We start from the raw sequence: 18,650 nt of genomic DNA, 5'->3' as shown, positions 1-18,650 counted from the left end.
GCTTTCAGGCCACCCTTGGGCGCGGTTTCGGATTCAGCTTTCCTTAACCATGCCGTGGCTAGCCTCAGCCTATGGGAAATCAGATCCGCTCCAAAACGCCTGGCGCCACCTTTTTCTTCACCGCCCGCCTCGCCGATCCGCGCAGCAGCCTGCTGACCGATGAGGTCGACCTTTTGCGTCGCGCGATGCGCGAGACCGTCAGCCGCTACCCCTTCAGCATCGACGACATCGTCGTCCTGCCCGCCGCGATTCACACCATCTGGACCCTGCCGGAGGACGACGCCGACTTCAGCACGCGCTGGAGCTATCTGAAAAGCCGCTTCTCCCGTGCTCTTCCGCCCCCCGAGAGCCGGACCGCCACGGAAATCCTGCGCAAGGAGAAAGGCATCTGGCAACGCCGGTTCTGGGAACATCGCATCCGATCAGCCCACGATTTGATGTTGCACCGCCGGTTGATCCATACCGCACCCGTGGAAGCGGGGCTGGTGGAGCGACCGACCGATTGGAGTTGGACATCGCTGCATCGCGACCTCGCGACGGCGCATATGGCTCACTCCCCGGCCCGTGCACCGAAGTTCAGTGAAATGGGTCTGAAAACCGCTCCACCCGAAAAGGTCTAGGCCACCTGGGCGGGCGTGAGCCGGCGCCCTGCCGCCCAGGCCTGTGCAGCCTCGCCGAAAGCTGCGAACAGCGGGCGAGACACCGGATCTTTCGCCGCCTCATACTCCGGATGCCATTGCACCGCGAGTGTGAAACCAGGCGCGTCCTTGATAAACATTGCCTCTGGCGTGCCATCGGATGCCACACCATCGATCACCACGCGCTGGCCAGGCACCTTGATCCCCTGACCATGCAGCGTGTTGGTCACCACCTCCTGCGCGCCCATCAGACGGTGAAACACGCCGCCTTCCGTGAAAGAGACCGTGTGGCGGTTCTCGAACTTCTCCTTCAGCGTCCCGTCAGGCGGCATCCGGTGGTTCATCCGCCCCGGCAGATCCCGGATTTCCGGATGTAGCGACCCGCCCATCGCCACATTGACCTCCTGGAACCCGCGGCAGATACCCAGGAACGGCTGGCCGCGCTCCACGCAGGCCCGCACCAGCGGCAGCGCAATCGCATCGCGTGCGCGGTCGAACTCGCCATGCGCTTCAGTGGCCTCTTCGCCGTACTCCTCAGGGTGCACATTGGGCCGCCCGCCGGTCAGCAGAAAGCCATCACAGGCCTCCAGCAGATCATTGATCGACACGTAGTCCGGATTGGAGGGCACGATCATCGGGACGCAGCCGGCAACCGCCGCGATCGCATCCGAGTTCATGGTGCCCCCTGCATGTACGGGGTACTCGTCATTGATCAAATAGTGGTTGCAGATGATGCCAATGACCGGCCGCGCCATGGAAAACCCTCGTGTTATCAGTCCCGGGACCATACCCTTGCACGCGGCCGGTTAACAGTCCATGACCGCGCAAAGACCTGTGCGCAATTGCAAAGTGCCTCAGCTTTCAGCAACAAGCCCCGCGGCTTCGATCCCGGCAACGCCCGCAACTGCGTCATTGTCCGAGGTATCGCCCGTCACGCCGACGGCACCGACGATCGCACCCTTGCGGTCACGCAGCAAGATGCCCCCGGGCACGGGAATCACATTGCCGCCGTAGGCTCCGTTCACGCAGGTCATGAAATAGCCCTGGCTTTCGGCACGCGCCATCTGCGCCGAACCAGGAATGCCCAGCATCACCGATCCATAGGCCTTGCCAAAGGCAATCGCAAAGCGCCCAGGCGCTGCACCGTCTTCGCGCTCGAAGGCCTGCACATTGCCGCCCGCATCCAGCACAACCACGGACAGCGGTTTCAGCTCCATCTCGCGCCCCTTCTCGAAGGTCTTGCGAATGATCGTCCGGGCTCGTCTCAAACTGATGGTCATCTCATCTCCTTGCTTCTTCTGGCTATAAATATCCTCGGGGGAGCGCCGCAAGGCGCGGGGGCAGACAGCCCCCAGGCGACAGCGGCCTCACGTGCTGGCTTTCAACTCCAGGCGTCGCGCGTGCAGCACCGGCTCGGTGTATCCCGAAGGTTGGACACGGCCCTTGAAAACCAGATCGCAGGCCGCCTGGAAGGCGATGCCGTCAAATCCCGGAGCCATCGGCTGGTAGAGCGGATCGTCCGCGTTCTGTGCGTCCACCACCTCGGCCATCTTGCGCATCACCGCCATGACCTGCTGCGCATCAACCACGCCGTGGTGCAACCAATTGGCAATATGCTGGGCGGAAATCCGGCAGGTCGCGCGATCTTCCATCAGACCCACGTTGTTGATGTCCGGCACTTTCGAGCAGCCGACCCCCTGATCGACCCAGCGCACGACGTAGCCCAGGATGCCTTGGGCGTTGTTTTCCACCTCGCGGATGATCTGATCCTCGCTCCACTTGCGGTACTCCGCCAGCGGGATGTTCAGCACCGTATCGACATAGGCGCGCCGCCCGCCCTTGCGCAGCTTCTCCTGCACCGCAAAGACATCCACCTTGTGATAATGCAGCGCATGGAGCGTTGCCGCCGTGGGGCTGGGCACCCAGGCGCAGTTTGCACCCGACTTGGGATGCTCGATCTTCTGCTCGAGCATCGCCGCCATCATGTCGGGCATCGCCCACATGCCCTTGCCGATCTGCGCCTTCCCGCTCAAGCCGCACTCCAGCCCGATGTCCACATTCTGGTTCTCGTAGGCCCCGATCCAGGCCTTGCGCTTGATGAAATCCTTGCGGCTGAAGGGTCCCGCCTCCATGGAGGTGTGAATCTCGTCACCGGTCCGGTCGAGAAACCCGGTGTTGATGAAGGCCACACGCCTCTGCGCGGCCCGAATGCATTCCTTCAGGTTGACCGAGGTGCGCCGCTCCTCATCCATGATACCCAGTTTCACGGTGTCCTGCGGCAGGCCGAGGATCTCTTCCACACGGGTAAAGGTGCGATCGGCAAAGGCCACTTCCTCGGGCCCGTGCATCTTTGGCTTCACCACATAGACCGAGCCGGTCAGCGAATTGCCCCCCTCGCGCTGGAGATCATGCATGGCGATGAGCGTGGTGATCATCGCATCCATCACCCCTTCGAAAATCTCATTGCCATCCTTGTCGAGGATCGCGGGGTTGGTCATCAGATGCCCCACATTCCGCACCAGCATCAGCGCCCGGCCCTTCAGGGTGAGCTTGGTACCATCAGGCGCGATCAGCTCCCGGTCGGGATTGAGCGCGCGGGTGATCTGCGCGCCACCCTTCTCGAAGGTCTCCTGCAGATCCCCCCTCATCAGCCCGAGCCAGTTGGCATAGGCCACGACCTTGTCCTCAGCATCGACGCAGGCCACCGAATCCTCGCAATCCATGATCGCCGAGACTGCGCTCTCAAGCCGGACATCCGCGAGCCCCGCCTGATCGCGGCTGCCGATCGCATGGGTGCGGTCAAAGACCAGTTCCACATGCAGCCCGTTGTTGCGCAGCATCACGCTGTCGGGCGCCTTCGGATGGCCGGTGTAGCCGACGAACTTCTCCGGCTCGACGAGGAACTGGTCATCGACGAGCAGCGCGCCCTTGTGCACATAGTATCGCTTCGCATCCGCGTGAGAGGTGCGCGTGATCGGAAAGGCCTCATCGAGAAACACCCGTGCGCGTGCCACCACCCGCGCGCCGCGCCCTTGATCATAGCCCCCACCCGGTGGTGCGCTGCCCATGGCGTCGGTACCGTAGAATCCGTCATAAAGACTTCCCCAACGCGCGTTGGCCGCGTTCAGCGCGTAGCGCGCATTGGTGATCGGCACGACCAGCTGCGGCCCCGGCACGCTTGCAATCTCCGGGTCCACATTGGCGGTGTCGATTTCGAAATCATCGCCTTCCTCGACCAGATAGCCGATCTCGCGCAGGAAAGCACAGTAGGCGTCATGATCATGCGCCTGCCCGCGCCGTTCCAGATGCCAGGCATCGATTTGCGCCTGCAAGTCCTCGCGGCGCGCCAGCAGATCCCGGTTTTCCTGGGCCGTCTCGTGAACCAGATCGGAAAATCCCTGCCAGAACGCCTCGGGCGACACACCGGTTCCCGGCAGCGCCTGTTTGTCTATGAAGCTGGCAAGAGTGTCCGCGGCTTGCAGGTCGTTTTTTTGCTGATAACCGGCCATGAAAAGCGCTCCTCGTACTCTGCGGTCAGGCGTGTGACCGAAGGTGTAGGAGGAAAGTTTCCGATAGGCAACAAAGTTGGTAATTTGATCTTACCAATCATGCGGTGTCGCCGCCGCGCCGTTGGCGGCGACACCGCTCCGAGCAATAGCGCACCTCTGCCCAGACCTTTTCCCATTTCTTGCGCCACGCGAAGGGACGCCCGCAGACCACACAGGTTTTCTGCGGCAGGTCACCCTTGCGCCGCATGGTCTTAGCCGTCCGACATCACGGCCGTGCCGTTCTGCAACTCGATCTCACTGACCTGCGGGCCATCGACGTCGGTGACATAGGCAATGCCCAGTCCAATCGCGACACCCACCGCCAAAGCAAAGCAGATGCCGATGATCGACGGCCAATGACGGTCGGTTTGACGTTCGATGTTTGTGTCAGGTGCTGACATGGTCATTCCTTTCATTTAGGGCGATTAAGCCGGGTTGCGACCCGGCAGTTGCGTCTTTAACGTCCCGACCATCTCTCCGGTTCCATAACCCAGGCAGGTGACCCGATGCGCGACGCGGCCCCGACGACGATTTATCTGAAAGATTACAAGCCCTTCGGTTTCGAGGTCACCTCCGTGGCGCTGACCTTCGATCTGCATCCGAACGCGACAAGGGTGAAGAGCCGGATTGCGTTTGCGCCCAAACCCGACGCGGGCGGAAAGATCTTTCTGCACGGCGAAAACCTGACCCTGGTCTCGGCGCGGATCGACGGCGAACCAGTGCAGCCCGAGATCACCACCGAGGGTCTGACCTGCCCCGTGCCCGACGCGCCCTTCGTCTGGGAGGCGGAGGTCGAGATCGACCCGGCGAACAACACCGCGCTTGAAGGGCTTTACATGTCGAACGGCATGTATTGCACCCAATGCGAGGCGGAAGGCTTTCGCAAGATCACCTACTATCCCGACCGCCCCGATGTGATGAGTGTCTTCACCGTCACCATCAACGGGCCGCACCCGGTGCTGCTGTCAAACGGCAACCCGGTCGATGCCTCGGACGGCCACGCCGAATGGCACGACCCCTGGCCCAAACCGGCTTATCTCTTTGCGCTCGTCGCGGGTGATCTGGTGGCGCATTCCGACCGCTTCACCACCCGCTCGGGCCGCGCGGTGGATCTGAACCTCTACGTCCGCCCGGGCGACGAGGGCAAATGCGCTTTCGGCATGCAGGCGCTGAAAGACTCGATGAGGTGGGACGAGGACGTCTATGGCCGCGAATACGACCTCGATGTCTTCAATATCGTGGCCGTCGACGACTTCAACATGGGGGCCATGGAAAACAAGGGCTTGAACATTTTCAACTCTTCGGCCGTGCTCGCATCCCCTGAAACCGCCACGGATAACAATTTTGAGCGGATCGAGGCGATTATCGCTCATGAGTACTTCCACAACTGGACCGGTAACCGCATCACCTGCCGCGACTGGTTCCAACTCTGCCTGAAAGAGGGGCTGACGGTCTTCCGCGACAGTCAGTTCACCTCCGACATGCGCTCGGCCCCGGTGAAACGCATCTCGGATGTGATTGATCTGCGCGCGCGCCAGTTCCCGGAGGATCAGGGGCCGCTGGCCCACCCCGTGCGCCCCGAAAGCTTTCAGGAAATCAACAACTTCTATACCGCCACGGTCTACGAGAAAGGGGCGGAGGTCATCGGTATGCTACGCCGTCTCGTGGGTGCGCAAGGCTATGACAAGGCGCTCAGCCTCTATTTCGACCGGCACGACGGGCAGGCCTGCACGATCGAGGACTGGCTCAAGGTCTTCGAAGACGCCACGGGCCGCGATCTGGCGCAGTTCAAGCGCTGGTACAGCCAAGCTGGCACCCCGACTGTGACCGTGAGAGATGCCTGGTATTCAGGCACTTATATCCTGACCTTCACGCAAGACTTGAAGCCCTCCGCCACCACGCCCGACCCGCAGCCCCAAGTCATCCCGATCGTCACCGGCCTCTTGTCGCGAAGCGGCGAAGAGCTGGTGCCGAGCCAGGTGTTGGAGCTGACCGAGACCTCGCAGTCCTTCACCTTCGAGGGTCTGCCCGAGCGGCCCATTCCGTCGGTGCTGCGCGGCTTCTCCGCACCGGTCGTGCTGCACCGCGAAATGCCCGAGGAGCATCAGGCGTTCCTGCTCGCCCATGACACCGACCCGTTCAACCGCTGGGAGGCCGGGCGCGAGCTCGCCCGCGCCAGCCTGCTGGCCATGATACGCGACGGCGCAAAGCCTGACCAACGCTATCTCGACGGGATGCACGCGGTCATGGCGGAGGACGGGCTCGACCCCGCCTATCGCGCACTGATGCTGGGCCTGCCCGCACAGTCCGATCTTGCCCGCACCCTGCACGACATGGGCGAAGTGCCCGACCCGGCCGCGATCTGGACCGCCAGCGAGACACTGCGCGACGCACTCGCAGAGCGCCTCTCAGACGTCCTGCCCGGACTGCATGAGGCGCATCAGGTCCGCGAAGACTACCAACCCAACGCCGAGCAGTCGGGGCGGCGCAGCTTGGCCAACGCGACGCTCTCGCTGCTTGCACGGCTCGAGGGCCCCGCTCGGGCGCAGGCTCAGTACGACGCGGCGGACAACATGACCCAGCAGCTCGCTGCCCTTGCCGTGCTGCTGCGGGAGAAGGCGGGCGACAATGCTCTGCATGCCTTTGAAAATCAATGGTCGCATGATCGCCTGGTCATGGACAAATGGTTCGGGCTTCAGGTGATGCAGGCCGCGCCAGACGCGGTGGCGGCCACGGCGCAGAAGCTCACGGAACACGCTGATTTCAACTGGAAGAACCCCAACCGCTTCCGGTCGGTTCTGGGCGCGATGGCATCGCATCACGCCGGGTTCCACCACGACAGCGGGGCGGCCTATACCCTGCTCGCCGACTGGCTGATCAAGCTCGATCCGGTGAACCCGCAGACCACGGCGCGCATGTGCGCGGTCTTCCAGACCTGGAAGCGCTACGACGAGGGCCGTCAAGCCATGATCGCCGCGGAGCTCGACCGCATCCTCGCACTGCCGGAGCTGTCGCGCGACACCACAGAAATGCTGACCCGTATTCGAGGAACCTGACTTATGAAACCCGTTCTGCTCATCACCGGCGGCTCTGCCGGGATCGGGGCGGCCTGCGCCCGCATCGCCGCCGCGAAAGGCTATGATCTGGCGCTGAACTACCGCTCGGACACCGTGGGCGCCGAAGCAGTGGCGGCCGAGTGCCACGCCGCAGGCGCTAAGGTGATCCTCTGCCAAGGGGATGTGGCCGATCCCGACGCCATTGCCGAGGTCTTTGCCAAGATCGACGCCGACTTCGGCCGCCTCGATGCGCTGATCAACAACGCGGGCGTGGTCGACCAGACCGCGAAGTTGACGGATATGGATCACGCGCGCCTGCGGCGGATGTTCGACATCAACGTGATCGGTGCGATGCTGGTGGCCAAGGAGGCGGTGCTCCGCATGCAGGCGCAAGGCGACGGCGGTGTGATCGTGAATATCTCCTCCGCCGCCGCGCGGCTCGGCTCGGGCAACCAATATGTGGACTACGCCGCTTCCAAAGCAGCAATTGACTGCTTTACCAAAGGCTTGTCGGATGAAGTTGCGGGGGACAACATCCGCGTCATGGCCATCCGCCCCGGTCTGATCGAGACCGAGTTGCACGCCAAGGGCGGTGAGCCCGGCCGGGCCGACCGGCTCGCCCACATGGTGCCGATGAAGCGCAAGGGCTCCGCCGAAGAGGTCGCCCGGCCCATCGTCTGGCTGCTCTCCGAAGACGCCAGCTATGTAACCGGCTCGACGCTGGACGTGACGGGTGGCCGCTGAGCCGTTTACCTATCATCGTCAGGGTCGCAGCCGCATCACGCTCTGCAGCCTTCTTGCAGTCTGGGCCGCCCTGCTCCTTGCGATCATCGCCGTCGATGCCGCGCCCTGGCTCATGGCGATCATCGCGCTTTTCACCCTGCCCGCCGTTTGGGAGCTGCTCACCAACCCCGCCGCGGGCTTGCGGATGGATGCGCGCGGGATCACCTGGTTCAGCGGCAAACGTGAGGTGGATGTGAGCTGGAACGAGGTCGATCATATCCGCCTCGACACCCGGCTCGACTTTTCGGTGCGCGCAACGGCCGTATTGCGGGGCGGGCGCAAGCTGCGTCTGCCCTACGAAGCCACCCCGCCGCATCAGGCGTTCGAAGCCGCGCTGCAGGATCTCGGGGTCCGGACCGAACGGCATCACTTCTCGCTGGTCGGGTGAACTAGCGGTCTTCGCCGTGAGTGCGCGGCAGACGCGTGCGGGCAGGTTTCACCGGTTCCTGCGGTGCCGCGCAGTAGGGCTGCGCGCTGACCCACGCGGCGATGTCGCGCTGTTTCGAGGGCACCCGCATGGGCCCCCAATCCGCCGCCACACCGCGCCATCTCGTGTCACGGGCCGCGATCACGCCGTCGCGGGGCACGGTCACGGCCATGATCCGGATCGCACAGCTGAGGTTGTCACCACCGTCCTTCAGCGCCTCACCGCTGCCGGCCCGGCACTCGTAGCCGCGCGCCGTCGCCGGCGCGATCTGCAACAGGCCATACCACTTCCCCCCACCGCCGACGGCCCAGGGCTTGTAGGTGCTTTCGTGTTTGGCAAGCGCCGACATGAAGCCGACCCAGAAGGCCTCCCGCCCGGCTGTGCCCGCCTCCGCGTAATAAGGGCACCACCTCGCGATATCGGCCGGCACCGTCTCGACCAGCACGCGCCCGTGTTGTCTGAGCGCGCGCAAAGCCGCGGCGTTCCAGAGCCTCGCATTCTCCATGTGGCTCCAGCGCATGAGCGGAAGCTGTTTGGGCGGCTCCGTATCGGCGTCCGACTCCGCTGCAAGCGGTGCCGGGGCAGAGAGCACGAGACCCAAGATCAAGGTCAGGATCAATCTCATCCCGCCTCTATGCGACGACTCAGCCCCCTCGCGCAAGCGGCCTCGGCGGGCCCTGGCGCATGCAACTTCAACCCTCGCGGGAAACTTCGCTCAGATCGTAACAGATTTATCACCAACTGCGGCGGATTGTCTTAGGACAACGCAAGAATCAACGAGATATCTTCGTACGGCTGCCACGTTTCGGCCGTAAAAGAAAGACAGCTTGCTGTCAGTCGCCAGTTGAGGGTCGTCTATGTCGCTCCCGTTTTTTTGCACCATGCCACATCTGGCCGCTCGCCGTCGGGCCGGTCCACATCGGACCACGCCCGCGCGTCCTGCCCAGACCGATCCGACGATCCAAGACGGAAAGGACCCATCATGAGCAACATTCCCGCCGATGCCACCCATTGGGACAGTGGCGACTGGATCGACTGGCACCGCAAGGCGGCAGCGCCAGTCCGAGAAGTGGCCCCTTGCGCCGCGGCCTCCGCTGACCCGCGCGCGCGACTGCACACGCTGCACACCCGGATGCTGCAATGCGCGCGGTCCTATTTCGAGATGACCGGTCTGCATCTGCCGATCTACGACGGCATCGCGCGCATTGAGGCGGCCCTGGCCTTCGATCTGCCGACCACCGACCCGGTTCTTGGCGAGGGCGATCTCGATGCCGCGCAGATCATCGCGCTGCCACCCTATGCGGGCCACGAGATCGTGACCGTCGATCTGTCGCAGCCCTTCTGCTGCGTGATCGCCGTGCGGATCAAACCCGACTTCACCAGCGACGCGCGCATGATGCCACGCAAGCGGTTGCCGGATCAGACGGAAGGCTCGGTCGAGATCAGCTGGCGCGATATGCCCAAGGCGCGCTGACGCCCTTTGCGCCAGGGCTTGCAGCAGGCCCGGCGCTGCCCTAAACCCTCGCACACGCCGACCTGCCTGACGAGGGACCCCGATGCTGGATCTGACCTACGACACCTCCACACCCAAAGTGATTGCGGGCGCCAAGCATGACTGGGAATTGGTAATCGGCATGGAGGTGCACGCGCAGGTTACCTCAAAGGCCAAGCTTTTCTCCGCCGCCTCCACCAAATTCGGGGCCGAGCCTAACAACAACGTATCGTTCGTGGATGCGGCCATGCCGGGCATGTTGCCCACGATCAATGAGTTCTGCGTCGAGCAGGCAGTGCGCACCGGGCTGGGGCTGAAGGCCGAGATCAACCTGACCTCCGCTTTCGACCGCAAGAATTACTTCTACCCCGACCTGCCGCAGGGCTATCAGATTTCCCAGCTCTACCACCCCATCGTCGGCGAGGGTGAAGTGCTGGTCGAGATGGGTGACGGGACGGCCCGCCTGGTGCGCGTCGAGCGCATCCACCTCGAACAGGACGCCGGCAAGTCGATCCACGACATGGACCCGCATATGTCCTTCGTGGATCTCAACCGCACCGGCGTGGCGCTGATGGAGATCGTCAGCCGCCCCGACATTCGCGGGCCCGAGGAAGCAGCCGCCTACGTCGCCAAGCTGCGCCAGATCCTGCGGTACCTTGGCACCTGTGACGGCAACATGCAGAACGGCAACCTGCGCGCGGATGTAAACGTCTCGATCTGCCGCCCCGGCGACTACGAGAAGTACCAGGCGACGCAGGACTTCAGACACCTCGGCACCCGCTGCGAGATCAAGAACATGAACTCCCTGCGGTTCATCCAACAAGCCATCGAAGTGGAAGCGCGCCGCCAGATCGCGATTGTCGAAGGCGGCGGCACGGTCGATCAGGAAACGCGGCTCTACGATCCGGACCGCAACGAGACCCGCTCGATGCGCTCCAAGGAAGAGGCGCATGATTACCGCTATTTCCCCGATCCGGACCTCTTACCGCTGACCATCGAGCAGTCTTGGGTCGATGACATCGCGGCCAATCTGCCGGAACTGCCGGATGCCAAGAAGGCACGCTTCATCGGCGATTTCGGGCTCAGCGATTATGACGCAAGTGTCCTGACGGCCGATCTGGATTCGGCGGCTTACTTCGAGGCGGTGGCCAAGGGCCGTGACGGCAAGATGGCCGCGAACTGGGTGATCAACGAGCTCTTCGGGCGTCTGAAGAAAGACGACACCGACATCACCGAAAGCCCGGTGAGCCCCGCGCAACTCGGCGGCGTGATCGACCTCATCGCCTCTGACGCGATCTCGGGCAAGATCGCCAAGGAGCTCTTCGAGATCGTCTACACCGAAGGCGGCGACCCGGCCGAGATCGTCGAGGCGCGCGGCATGAAGCAGGTGACGGACACCGGCGCCATCGAAGCCGCTGTCGATGAAATCATCGCCGCCAACCCCGACCAGGTCGCCAAGGCGCAACAGAACCCCAAGCTCGCGGGCTGGTTCGTGGGTCAGGTGATGAAGGCGACCGGCGGCAAGGCCAACCCCAAGGCGGTGAACCAGCTGGTCGCGCAGAAGCTGAAGGGGTAAAGGCGCACCGCCGCACCGCGCGGCGCGATATCAACCGACCACCGACGCTGCTTTGCCGACCCCGGTGGCCTTGGTATAGAGGACGTCATCAGTTTGGAGATCGGCGCATGCCACAGTACCAGTACCGGGTGATCCCCGCCCCCAATCGGGGCGTGAAGGCCAAGGGGATCAAGACACCCGAGGATCGGTTTTCCCACGCACTGGAAGAGGTCATGAACCGGATGGCCGCTGACGGCTGGGAGTATCAGCGCGCCGAAGCTCTGCCCTCGATCGAGCGGTCCGGGCTTGCCTCGACGACGACCAACTGGCGCAACGTGCTGGTCTTCCGCAAGGCACTGGAGGAAGAGGTGCAGGCGCCCGCATTGGTCGTCACACCGGCTGCGGCAGAACCGCACAGCGCGGATGAGATCACGACACCGCGGACACCCGACGAGGACGCCGCGCGGAGCGCCGGCGCGAGCCGGATGCTCACCGACAACGGCGTGGAAGAGCCGAGCGACGTGGCCGGCATGACGGATTCGCTTAAAAAACTGGCAGCGAGCCGAAAGTCCGAGACATCATAGACTTAGCGGCGCGGCGCTCAGCCGTCCACATCCAGCGCAAGCGCATGAATTTCCGAGATCAGCTCGGGGCCCAAAGCGGCGTGAATGGCACGATGCCGCGCGACCCGGTTCATATCCTTGAACTCCTCAGCCCGGATCGCCACGTTAAAGTGGCTTTCACCGCCCTCCTGGTATCCCGCATGACCGCGATGGCTTTCGCTGTCATCCACCACCTGCAATTCGCGTGGCGAAAACGCCGCCCGCAACCGGTCCTCAATCTGCTGACGTCTAGACATTTTTTTGCCGATGCCTCTTCCTTCTTTCAACGTGCAGTTTAAACTAAGCCGCCTCGACTCGTATAGGTGCCAATATGTCCAAACCTGATCCTTTCGGCTTCGATATGTCCGTGTCTTCCTCGAAGAAGAAGAACCCGCGCGGACGGCGTGGCATGTCGGGGGCGTCGGAGACGTCGACGCGGATCTGCGACAAGGACGGATGCGACGAGCCGGGCAAGTATCGCGCGCCGAAAGCGCCGGATGTCCTCGACGACTACTATTGGTTCTGTCAGACGCATGTGCGGGAATACAACCTGAAGTGGAATTTTTTCGATGGGACCACCGAGGCCGAGATGAACGCGCAGATGTCGAAAGACAAGGTCTGGGAGCGCGCGACCAAACCCCTCGGCGACCCGGAGGCGCGCGCCTGGGCCCGGCTTGGCATCGAGGATCCGCATCAGGTCCTCGGCGCCAATGCGACGCAGAACCCCGGCCGTAACGCAGGCTCGGGGCGCCGTCTTCCGCCGACCGAGCGCCGCGCGCTGGAGATTCTCGAAGCCAAGGACACTTGGACGAAGCCCGAGGTGCGCAAGGCCTACAAGGCGCTGATCAAGGTGCTGCACCCGGACATGAACGGCGGTGACCGCAGCCAGGAGGAGCAGCTGCAAGAGGTCGTCTGGGCCTGGGACCAGATCAAGGGTAGCCGCAATTTCAAGGACTGATGGCGCTATCGCTTCTGTGCAACTGGACCGCCCCTTTCCCTTGCACCTGATCCATATATGTTGCACCAGAGGGGCCGGGCCGACCGTGGGCCCGGTTTTCGTATTATTGCAGAGGGGTGACACCTCATGGCCGACGGCGCATTGGACATCAACATGAAGCCTACCGAAGAGGTCCACGTCCGCGACGTCTTCGGCATCGACACGGATATGGTCGTCAAAGGCTTTGCAGACCGCAGCGACCGTGTGCCCGAGCTCGACACCACCTACAAGTTCGACCCCGACACCACACTGGCGATCCTCGCCGGGTTCCAGCACAATCGCCGCGTGATGATTCAGGGCTATCACGGCACCGGCAAATCGACCCACATCGAACAGGTGGCGGCGAGATTGAACTGGCCGGCGGTGCGCGTGAACCTGGACAGTCACATCAGCCGGATCGATCTGATCGGCAAGGATGCGATCAAGTTGAAGGACGGCAAGCAAGTCACTGATTTTCAAGAGGGTATCTTGCCCTGGGCGCTGCGCAATCCAACCGCGATCGTCTTTGACGAGTACGATGCCGGCCGGGCCGACGTGATGTTCGTGATCCAGCGCGTGCTGGAGGTCGACGGCAAGCTCACCCTGCTCGATCAGAACGAGGTGATCACGCCGCACCCCTACTTCCGTATCTTCGCGACGGCCAACACAGTCGGTCTCGGCGATACCACCGGGCTCTATCACGGCACGCAGCAGATCAACCAGGGCCAGATGGACCGCTGGTCGCTCGTGGCCACGCTGAACTACCTCAGCATCGACGCGGAGACTGCCATCGTGCTGTCCAAGAACCCGCATTACAACACGGAGCGCGGCCGCAAGATCGTCAAACAGATGGTCACCGTCGCGGACCTCACCCGGACAGCCTTCATGAACGGCGATCTGTCGACCGTGATGTCCCCCCGGACGGTCATCGCCTGGGCGCAGAACGCCGAGATCTTCCGCAATGTCGGCTACGCCTTCCGCCTGAGCTTCCTCAACAAGTGCGACGAGTTGGAACGGCAGACCGTGGCGGAGTTCTACCAGCGGCTCTTCGACGAGGAACTGCCCGAGAGTGCTGCCAGCGTCAGCCTCGGCTGATCGGCGTGCGGAGGATGTCGCCATGCATCTGGGGCTGATCGGAGGGATCGGGCCTGCCGCTACCGTTGCCTACTACCAGCGGCTCACGGCACGCCTGCGCGAGATGGGGCATGCGCTTGATCTGACCATCGTGAACGCGGATGCCGGCACACTGGTCCGAAACAACCGCACCGACGCGCGGCAGGCGCAGGCGGAGATCTACGCCGAGCTGATCGGCCGGCTCAAGGCCGCCGGCGCGGATTGCGCTGCGATCACCTCGCTGGGCGGCCACTTTTGTTATGCGGAGACCGAGGCGATATCTCCCCTGCCTCTGATCAGCGCCGTAGCCCCGCTCGATGTCTATTTCGTGGCGCAAGGGCTTGGCACCCTTGGGCTTTTGGGGACAGATGTGGTGATGCGCACCCAGCTCTACGGGCAGCTGACGCGAACCACCGCCGTCGCTCCGCAGGAAAACCGCGAGGAGATTGGGCGCGCCTACATCGATATGGCCCTGCGCGGCCATTGCACCGACGATGACCGCACGCTGTTCTTCGAAGCGGGACGCCGCATGGTCGCGGATCAGGGGGCCGAGGCGATCATTCTGGCGGGCACGGACCTCAACCTTGCATTTGACGGGCACGACCCGGGGTATAAAGTGATCGATGCGTTGGATGTGCACGTCGCGCTGCTGGCTGATCTGGCCGCCGGGCGCATCACTCTCGACGCCGCGATGAAAGGCAGCTCATGAGCAAACCCTCCGACAACCCGGCAGACGCCTTCAAGAAAGCGCTCGGCGAGGCCACGAAGGTCATGGCCAATGACCCCGAGCTGTCGGTGTCCTACTCGGTAGACCCGGCGGGCATGTCTGGCGACTCGATGCGCCTGCCACAGGTGAGCCGCCGCATGACGCGCGACGAGGTGATGCTGGCGCGCGGGACAGCGGATGCGTTGGCGCTGAACCGCCGCTATCACAACGGCCAGACTCACGCAAAGTACCAGCCGCAGGGCGATATGGCGCGCGATCTCTACGAGGCGATGGAGACGGCCCGCTGCGAAGCCATGGGTGCGCGCGACATGCCGGGCACTGCGGGCAACATCGATGCCAAGATCGCTCATGAGGCGATGCGCAAGGGCTATGATCAGGTGACGCAGGCTGCCGATGCGCCGCTTGCGACAGCGGCGGGCTATCTGATCCGTCATCTGGCGACGGGCCGTGATCTGCCCGCCGGGGCGCAGAATGTGATGGAGCTGTGGCAGGGCTTCATCGAGGAGCAATGCGGCGGCACGCTGGACAATCTTGACGACGTGCTCTCCGATCAGCAGGCCTTTGCCAAGCTCGCACGCCAGCTGATCTCCGATCTCGGCTACGGCGATCAGCTGGGCGACGACCCCGACCAGATCGATGAGGACCAGGAGGACGAGGCCGAAGACGGATCGGAGGATGACGCCGAACCCGATAGCACCGGGCAGGACGATCAGGACGAGGAAGAAGCCGAAGGTTCGCCCGAGCAGTCTCAGGAAGAACAGCAGGACGCGAGCCAGGCCCAGGTTTCCATGGACGACATGGCCGATCAGGAGATGGGCGACGAGGCCGAGATGCCCGAGGGCGATGCGCCGATGGAGCCGCCGCCCCCACCGCCCGCCTCTGACGCCGATCCGAATTACCTCGTCTATATGAGCGACCATGACGAGGAGATCGGCGCCGAGGAACTGGCCGAGCCCATCGAACTCGAACGCCTGCGGGCCTATCTCGACCAACAGCTGGAGCCGCTGAAAGGGGCGGTGAGCCGCTTGGCGAACAAGCTGCAGCGACGCTTGCAGGCGCAGCAGAACCGCTCGTGGGAGTTCGATCTGGAAGAGGGCATGCTGGACGCGGGCCGCCTGGCACGGGTCGTGGCCAATCCCACAACGCCGCTGTCGTTCAAGGTCGAGAAAGACACCGAGTTCCGCGACACCGTGGTGACCCTGCTGCTCGACAATTCCGGCTCGATGCGCGGGCGGCCGATTTCCATTGCGGCGATCTGTGCCGATGTGCTGGCGCGCACGCTCGAGCGCTGCAACGTAAAGGTCGAGATCCTCGGCTTCACCACCCGCGCGTGGAAGGGCGGGCAGGCGCGGGAGGCCTGGCTGAACGATGGGCGCCCGCAGCAGCCCGGGCGGCTCAACGATCTGCGGCACATCATTTATAAATCCGCCGATGCCCCCTGGCGGCGGACCCGGCCCAATCTGGGGCTGATGATGAAGGAAGGCCTGCTGAAAGAGAACATCGACGGCGAGGCGCTGGAATGGGCGCACCGGCGCATGCTGATGCGCGGTGAGGCGCGCAAGATCCTGATGGTGATTTCGGACGGCGCCCCGGTCGACGACAGCACGTTGTCGGTGAACCCGGCGAACTATCTCGAGAAGCACCTGCGTGACGTGATCGCGATGGTCGAGAAGCGCCGCGCCGTGGAGTTGCTGGCCATCGGCATCGGCCATGATGTCACGCGGTACTATGATCGCGCGGTCACGATCACGGATGTGGATCAGCTCGCAGGGGCAATGACCGAACAGCTTGCGGCCCTCTTCGACAGCGACCCGCGGGCCCGGGCGCGCGTCATGGGCATGAAGCGGGCCAGCTGAGACCGCCTTCGGCGAGAGTATTTTTGGACGGGTGAAGGAGCGCGCATGTTTCAATCCTTTGAGGTGACGGCGCGGCCGGAGCAGGGGCCGCCCCGGCTGAAGGCTTTGCGCGGGGTGATGCAGGCGGAGGGGCTGGACGGGTTTCTCGTGCCGCGTGCCGATGCGCATCAGGGCGAATACGTGGCGCCTCGGGACGAGCGGCTCGCGTGGCTGACCGGCTTCACCGGCTCTGCGGGCTTCTGCGCCGTCTTGACGGAGGTCGCAGGGGTGTTCATCGACGGCCGCTATCGCACGCAGGTCAAAGCGCAGGTGGCCGATGTCTACACACCCGTGCCCTGGCCGGATGTCACCCTCGGCGCCTGGCTGCAGGAGCAGTTGCCAGACGGCGGCGTTGTCGGCTTCGATCCCTGGCTGCACAGCGCGGGGCAGATTGCCGCGCTGCGCGATACGCTTGAGGGCAGCGGGATCGAGATGCGAGTCCACGACAACCTGGTCGACCGCATCTGGGAGGATCAGCCACAGCCGCCTCTGGGCATGGTGAAGGAGCACGCTCTTGAATTTGCGGGCGAAACCCATGACGACAAGCGCGCGCGGCTTGCAGAGGCCCTGCGGGAGGACGGCCATGCAGCCGCTCTCATCACCCTGCCCGACTCGCTCTGCTGGCTGCTGAACATCCGCGGTTCGGACATTCCGCGCAATCCGGTCGCGCATGGCTTTTGCATTCTGCACGACAGCGGCACGGTGGACCTCTTCATGACCGAGGACAAGCTCATCGAGGTGCGCGATCATCTGGGCGAAGCCGTCACCGTGCACCCACCCGACGCGCTGATCGCGGCCTTGGGCGCGCTGCGCGGCAAGGTGCGCGTGGATCGCGCCACCGTGCCTTACGTGCTCGCGGAACTACTCGGCGAGCAGGCAGCATTCGACGGCGACCCTTGCGCCCTGCCGAAGGCGCGCAAGAACGCCGCCGAGATCGACGGCACGGCTGCGGTGCATCTGCGCGACGGCGCCGCGGTGGTGGAACTTCTGGCCTGGCTCGATGCGCAGCCCCCCGGCAGCCTGTGCGAAACCGACGTGGTGACCAAGCTTGAGGGTCTGCGGCGCAACGACAATGCGCTTCAGGATATCAGCTTTGAGACCATCGCGGGCACCGGTCCGAACGGCGCGATCATGCACTACCGCGTCACCGAGGAGACAGACAGCCCGCTGGAAGACGGCCAGCTGATCGTGCTGGACAGTGGCGGGCAGTACCTCGACGGCACCACGGACATCACCCGGACCATTGCCATCGGCGCACCGCCGGCCGAGGCCTGCGCGGCGTTTACCCGGGTTCTGCAAGGGATGATCGCCATGAGCCGCCTGCGCTGGCCCGTCGGGCTGGCCGGTCGCGACATCGAAGCCGTGGGACGCGTGCCGCTGTGGCTCGCAGGGCAGGATTTCGACCATGGGCTCGGCCACGGTGTGGGTGCCTATCTCAGCGTGCACGAAGGCCCGCAGCGGCTGGCGCGCACCAGCCATGTGCCGATCGAACCGGGGATGATCCTGTCGAATGAGCCGGGCTACTACCGCGAAGGCGCCTTCGGCATCCGCATCGAAAACCTCATCGTCGCCCAAGAGGCCGCGCACAAGCCCGGCGCGGACGCGCACCGCAAGATGCTGGACTGGCGGACCCTGACCTTCGTGCCGATAGACCGGCGATTGATCGTGGCCGACATGCTGACAAAGGTCGAACGCGACTGGCTCAACAGCTACCACGCGGAGGTTGCGGAAAAGATCGGCCCGCGCCTATCGTCCGGCGCGAAAACATGGTTGGATGCCGCGACCGCGCCACTCTGATCCGGCGCGGCTGTCATCGTTCTGTCACGGGCGATGCGGAT

Annotated in this window: 19 protein-coding genes; 12 read left to right on the top strand and 7 right to left on the bottom strand. The window is 63.9% G+C overall.

Translation table 11 applies throughout. From position 1 onward, the window contains the following. Positions 1-71 precede the first annotated feature (71 nt). Positions 72-620, top strand: coding sequence for an REP-associated tyrosine transposase (locus MUB52_RS21115; RefSeq protein ID WP_263846132.1), 549 nt, complete (start codon positions 72-74; stop codon positions 618-620). On the opposite strand, the gene MUB52_RS21110 is transcribed toward MUB52_RS21115, so the two are convergent. The 5 genes from MUB52_RS21110 to MUB52_RS21090 all read right to left on the bottom strand — a co-directional run bounded on the left by MUB52_RS21110 (position 617) and on the right by MUB52_RS21090 (position 4,587). Next, a complete protein-coding gene (locus MUB52_RS21110; protein WP_263846131.1) occupies positions 617-1,393 on the bottom strand; it encodes a gamma-glutamyl-gamma-aminobutyrate hydrolase family protein in 777 nt (258 codons plus the stop codon). The two genes, MUB52_RS21115 and MUB52_RS21110, sit on opposite strands and share 4 nt — an antisense overlap. Before the next feature lie 99 nt (positions 1,394-1,492). Next, positions 1,493-1,918, bottom strand: a complete 426-nt coding sequence (locus tag MUB52_RS21105; RefSeq protein ID WP_263846130.1) for a GlcG/HbpS family heme-binding protein — start codon at positions 1,916-1,918, stop codon at positions 1,493-1,495. A gap of 87 nt (positions 1,919-2,005) precedes the next feature. Continuing rightward, positions 2,006-4,147 carry a malate synthase G gene (locus tag MUB52_RS21100; protein WP_263846129.1) on the bottom strand — a complete coding sequence of 714 codons (2,142 nt, stop codon included), beginning with the start codon at positions 4,145-4,147 and terminating at the stop codon, positions 2,006-2,008. A gap of 97 nt (positions 4,148-4,244) precedes the next feature. Beyond that, positions 4,245-4,394 (bottom strand): DUF2256 domain-containing protein, encoded by a 150-nt coding sequence (locus tag MUB52_RS21095; protein ID WP_263846128.1) that lies wholly within the window; start codon positions 4,392-4,394, stop codon positions 4,245-4,247. A 4-nt stretch (positions 4,395-4,398) separates the two neighbouring features. Continuing rightward, positions 4,399-4,587 (bottom strand): hypothetical protein, encoded by a 189-nt coding sequence (locus tag MUB52_RS21090; protein WP_263846127.1) that lies wholly within the window; start codon positions 4,585-4,587, stop codon positions 4,399-4,401. A 105-nt stretch (positions 4,588-4,692) separates the two neighbouring features. On the opposite strand from MUB52_RS21090, the gene pepN reads away from it, so the two are divergent. Genes pepN through MUB52_RS21075 form a run of 3 tightly spaced genes read left to right on the top strand, consistent with a single transcriptional unit; the run spans position 4,693 to position 8,413 of the window. After that, a complete protein-coding gene (gene pepN / locus MUB52_RS21085) occupies positions 4,693-7,242 on the top strand; it encodes an aminopeptidase N (protein ID WP_263846126.1) in 2,550 nt (849 codons plus the stop codon). A 3-nt stretch (positions 7,243-7,245) separates the two neighbouring features. Continuing rightward, a complete protein-coding gene (locus MUB52_RS21080) occupies positions 7,246-7,986 on the top strand; it encodes an SDR family oxidoreductase (protein ID WP_263846125.1) in 741 nt (246 codons plus the stop codon). Further along, positions 7,976-8,413, top strand: coding sequence for a hypothetical protein (locus tag MUB52_RS21075; protein WP_263846124.1), 438 nt, complete (start codon positions 7,976-7,978; stop codon positions 8,411-8,413). The genes MUB52_RS21080 and MUB52_RS21075 overlap by 11 nt, the downstream gene beginning before the upstream one ends. 1 nt (position 8,414) lies before the next feature. Here MUB52_RS21075 and MUB52_RS21070 read toward each other — a convergent pair whose 3' ends face one another. Further along, complete coding sequence (locus tag MUB52_RS21070; protein ID WP_263846123.1) at positions 8,415-9,077, bottom strand: lytic transglycosylase domain-containing protein; 663 nt, start codon at positions 9,075-9,077, stop codon at positions 8,415-8,417. Between the two features lie 357 nt (positions 9,078-9,434). Between MUB52_RS21070 and MUB52_RS21065 the strand changes: the two genes are divergently transcribed. The 3 genes from MUB52_RS21065 to MUB52_RS21055 all read left to right on the top strand — a co-directional run bounded on the left by MUB52_RS21065 (position 9,435) and on the right by MUB52_RS21055 (position 12,083). Next, positions 9,435-9,926, top strand: a complete 492-nt coding sequence (locus tag MUB52_RS21065) for a hypothetical protein (RefSeq protein WP_263846122.1) — start codon at positions 9,435-9,437, stop codon at positions 9,924-9,926. Positions 9,927-10,008: 82 nt separating this feature from the next. Continuing rightward, complete coding sequence (gene gatB, locus MUB52_RS21060) at positions 10,009-11,520, top strand: Asp-tRNA(Asn)/Glu-tRNA(Gln) amidotransferase subunit GatB (protein ID WP_263846121.1); 1,512 nt, start codon at positions 10,009-10,011, stop codon at positions 11,518-11,520. 107 nt (positions 11,521-11,627) lie between these two features. Further along, entirely contained in the window at positions 11,628-12,083 is a 456-nt protein-coding gene (locus tag MUB52_RS21055) for a DUF4177 domain-containing protein (protein ID WP_263846120.1), read from the top strand. Positions 12,084-12,100: 17 nt separating this feature from the next. Here the strand turns inward: MUB52_RS21055 and MUB52_RS21050 are convergent, their stop codons facing one another. After that, entirely contained in the window at positions 12,101-12,358 is a 258-nt protein-coding gene (locus tag MUB52_RS21050; RefSeq protein ID WP_263846119.1) for a BolA family protein, read from the bottom strand. A 74-nt stretch (positions 12,359-12,432) separates the two neighbouring features. Here MUB52_RS21050 and MUB52_RS21045 point away from each other — a divergent pair, with 74 nt between their 5' ends. The 5 genes from MUB52_RS21045 (at position 12,433) to MUB52_RS21025 (ending at position 18,609) form a co-directional block, all read left to right on the top strand. Then, complete coding sequence (locus tag MUB52_RS21045) at positions 12,433-13,059, top strand: J domain-containing protein (protein WP_263846118.1); 627 nt, start codon at positions 12,433-12,435, stop codon at positions 13,057-13,059. Between the two features lie 126 nt (positions 13,060-13,185). Next, positions 13,186-14,172, top strand: a complete 987-nt coding sequence (cobS, locus tag MUB52_RS21040) for a cobaltochelatase subunit CobS (RefSeq protein WP_263846117.1) — start codon at positions 13,186-13,188, stop codon at positions 14,170-14,172. Continuing rightward, positions 14,147-14,899, top strand: coding sequence for an aspartate/glutamate racemase family protein (locus tag MUB52_RS21035; protein ID WP_318527452.1), 753 nt, complete (start codon positions 14,147-14,149; stop codon positions 14,897-14,899). Before cobS ends, MUB52_RS21035 begins: the two co-directional genes overlap by 26 nt. Next, complete coding sequence (gene cobT, locus MUB52_RS21030; RefSeq protein ID WP_263846116.1) at positions 14,896-16,773, top strand: cobaltochelatase subunit CobT; 1,878 nt, start codon at positions 14,896-14,898, stop codon at positions 16,771-16,773. The genes MUB52_RS21035 and cobT overlap by 4 nt, the downstream gene beginning before the upstream one ends. 45 nt (positions 16,774-16,818) lie before the next feature. Continuing rightward, positions 16,819-18,609, top strand: a complete 1,791-nt coding sequence (locus MUB52_RS21025; RefSeq protein WP_263846115.1) for an aminopeptidase P family protein — start codon at positions 16,819-16,821, stop codon at positions 18,607-18,609. Positions 18,610-18,650: the final 41 nt, after the last annotated feature.

It is taken from the genome of Roseobacter sinensis, from assembly GCF_025755255.1.
Lineage (GTDB): Bacteria > Pseudomonadota > Alphaproteobacteria > Rhodobacterales > Rhodobacteraceae > Roseobacter > Roseobacter sinensis.
The sequence above is the reverse complement of the archived record's forward strand: the minus strand, read 5'-3'. Positions and strand labels throughout refer to the sequence as shown.

Bases quoted from the DNA above. Each gene is read 5' to 3' on its own strand.
- MUB52_RS21110 (WP_263846131.1), bottom strand. From the start codon at position 1,393: ATGGCGCGGCCGGTCATTGGCATCATCTGCAACCACTATTTGATCAAT.
- MUB52_RS21100 (WP_263846129.1), bottom strand. From the start codon at position 4,147: ATGGCCGGTTATCAGCAAAAAAACGACCTGCAAGCCGCGGACACTCTT.
- cobS (WP_263846117.1), top strand. From the start codon at position 13,186: ATGGCCGACGGCGCATTGGACATCAACATGAAGCCTACCGAAGAGGTC.
- MUB52_RS21090 (WP_263846127.1), bottom strand. From the start codon at position 4,587: ATGTCAGCACCTGACACAAACATCGAACGTCAAACCGACCGTCATTGG.
- MUB52_RS21065 (WP_263846122.1), top strand. From the start codon at position 9,435: ATGAGCAACATTCCCGCCGATGCCACCCATTGGGACAGTGGCGACTGG.
- MUB52_RS21095 (WP_263846128.1), bottom strand. From the start codon at position 4,394: ATGCGGCGCAAGGGTGACCTGCCGCAGAAAACCTGTGTGGTCTGCGGG.
- cobT (WP_263846116.1), top strand. From the start codon at position 14,896: ATGAGCAAACCCTCCGACAACCCGGCAGACGCCTTCAAGAAAGCGCTC.
- gatB (WP_263846121.1), top strand. From the start codon at position 10,009: ATGCTGGATCTGACCTACGACACCTCCACACCCAAAGTGATTGCGGGC.
- MUB52_RS21080 (WP_263846125.1), top strand. From the start codon at position 7,246: ATGAAACCCGTTCTGCTCATCACCGGCGGCTCTGCCGGGATCGGGGCG.
- MUB52_RS21045 (WP_263846118.1), top strand. From the start codon at position 12,433: ATGTCCAAACCTGATCCTTTCGGCTTCGATATGTCCGTGTCTTCCTCG.
- MUB52_RS21070 (WP_263846123.1), bottom strand. From the start codon at position 9,077: ATGAGATTGATCCTGACCTTGATCTTGGGTCTCGTGCTCTCTGCCCCG.
- MUB52_RS21025 (WP_263846115.1), top strand. From the start codon at position 16,819: ATGTTTCAATCCTTTGAGGTGACGGCGCGGCCGGAGCAGGGGCCGCCC.
- MUB52_RS21055 (WP_263846120.1), top strand. From the start codon at position 11,628: ATGCCACAGTACCAGTACCGGGTGATCCCCGCCCCCAATCGGGGCGTG.
- MUB52_RS21105 (WP_263846130.1), bottom strand. From the start codon at position 1,918: ATGACCATCAGTTTGAGACGAGCCCGGACGATCATTCGCAAGACCTTC.
- pepN (WP_263846126.1), top strand. From the start codon at position 4,693: ATGCGCGACGCGGCCCCGACGACGATTTATCTGAAAGATTACAAGCCC.
- MUB52_RS21050 (WP_263846119.1), bottom strand. From the start codon at position 12,358: ATGTCTAGACGTCAGCAGATTGAGGACCGGTTGCGGGCGGCGTTTTCG.
- MUB52_RS21115 (WP_263846132.1), top strand. From the start codon at position 72: ATGGGAAATCAGATCCGCTCCAAAACGCCTGGCGCCACCTTTTTCTTC.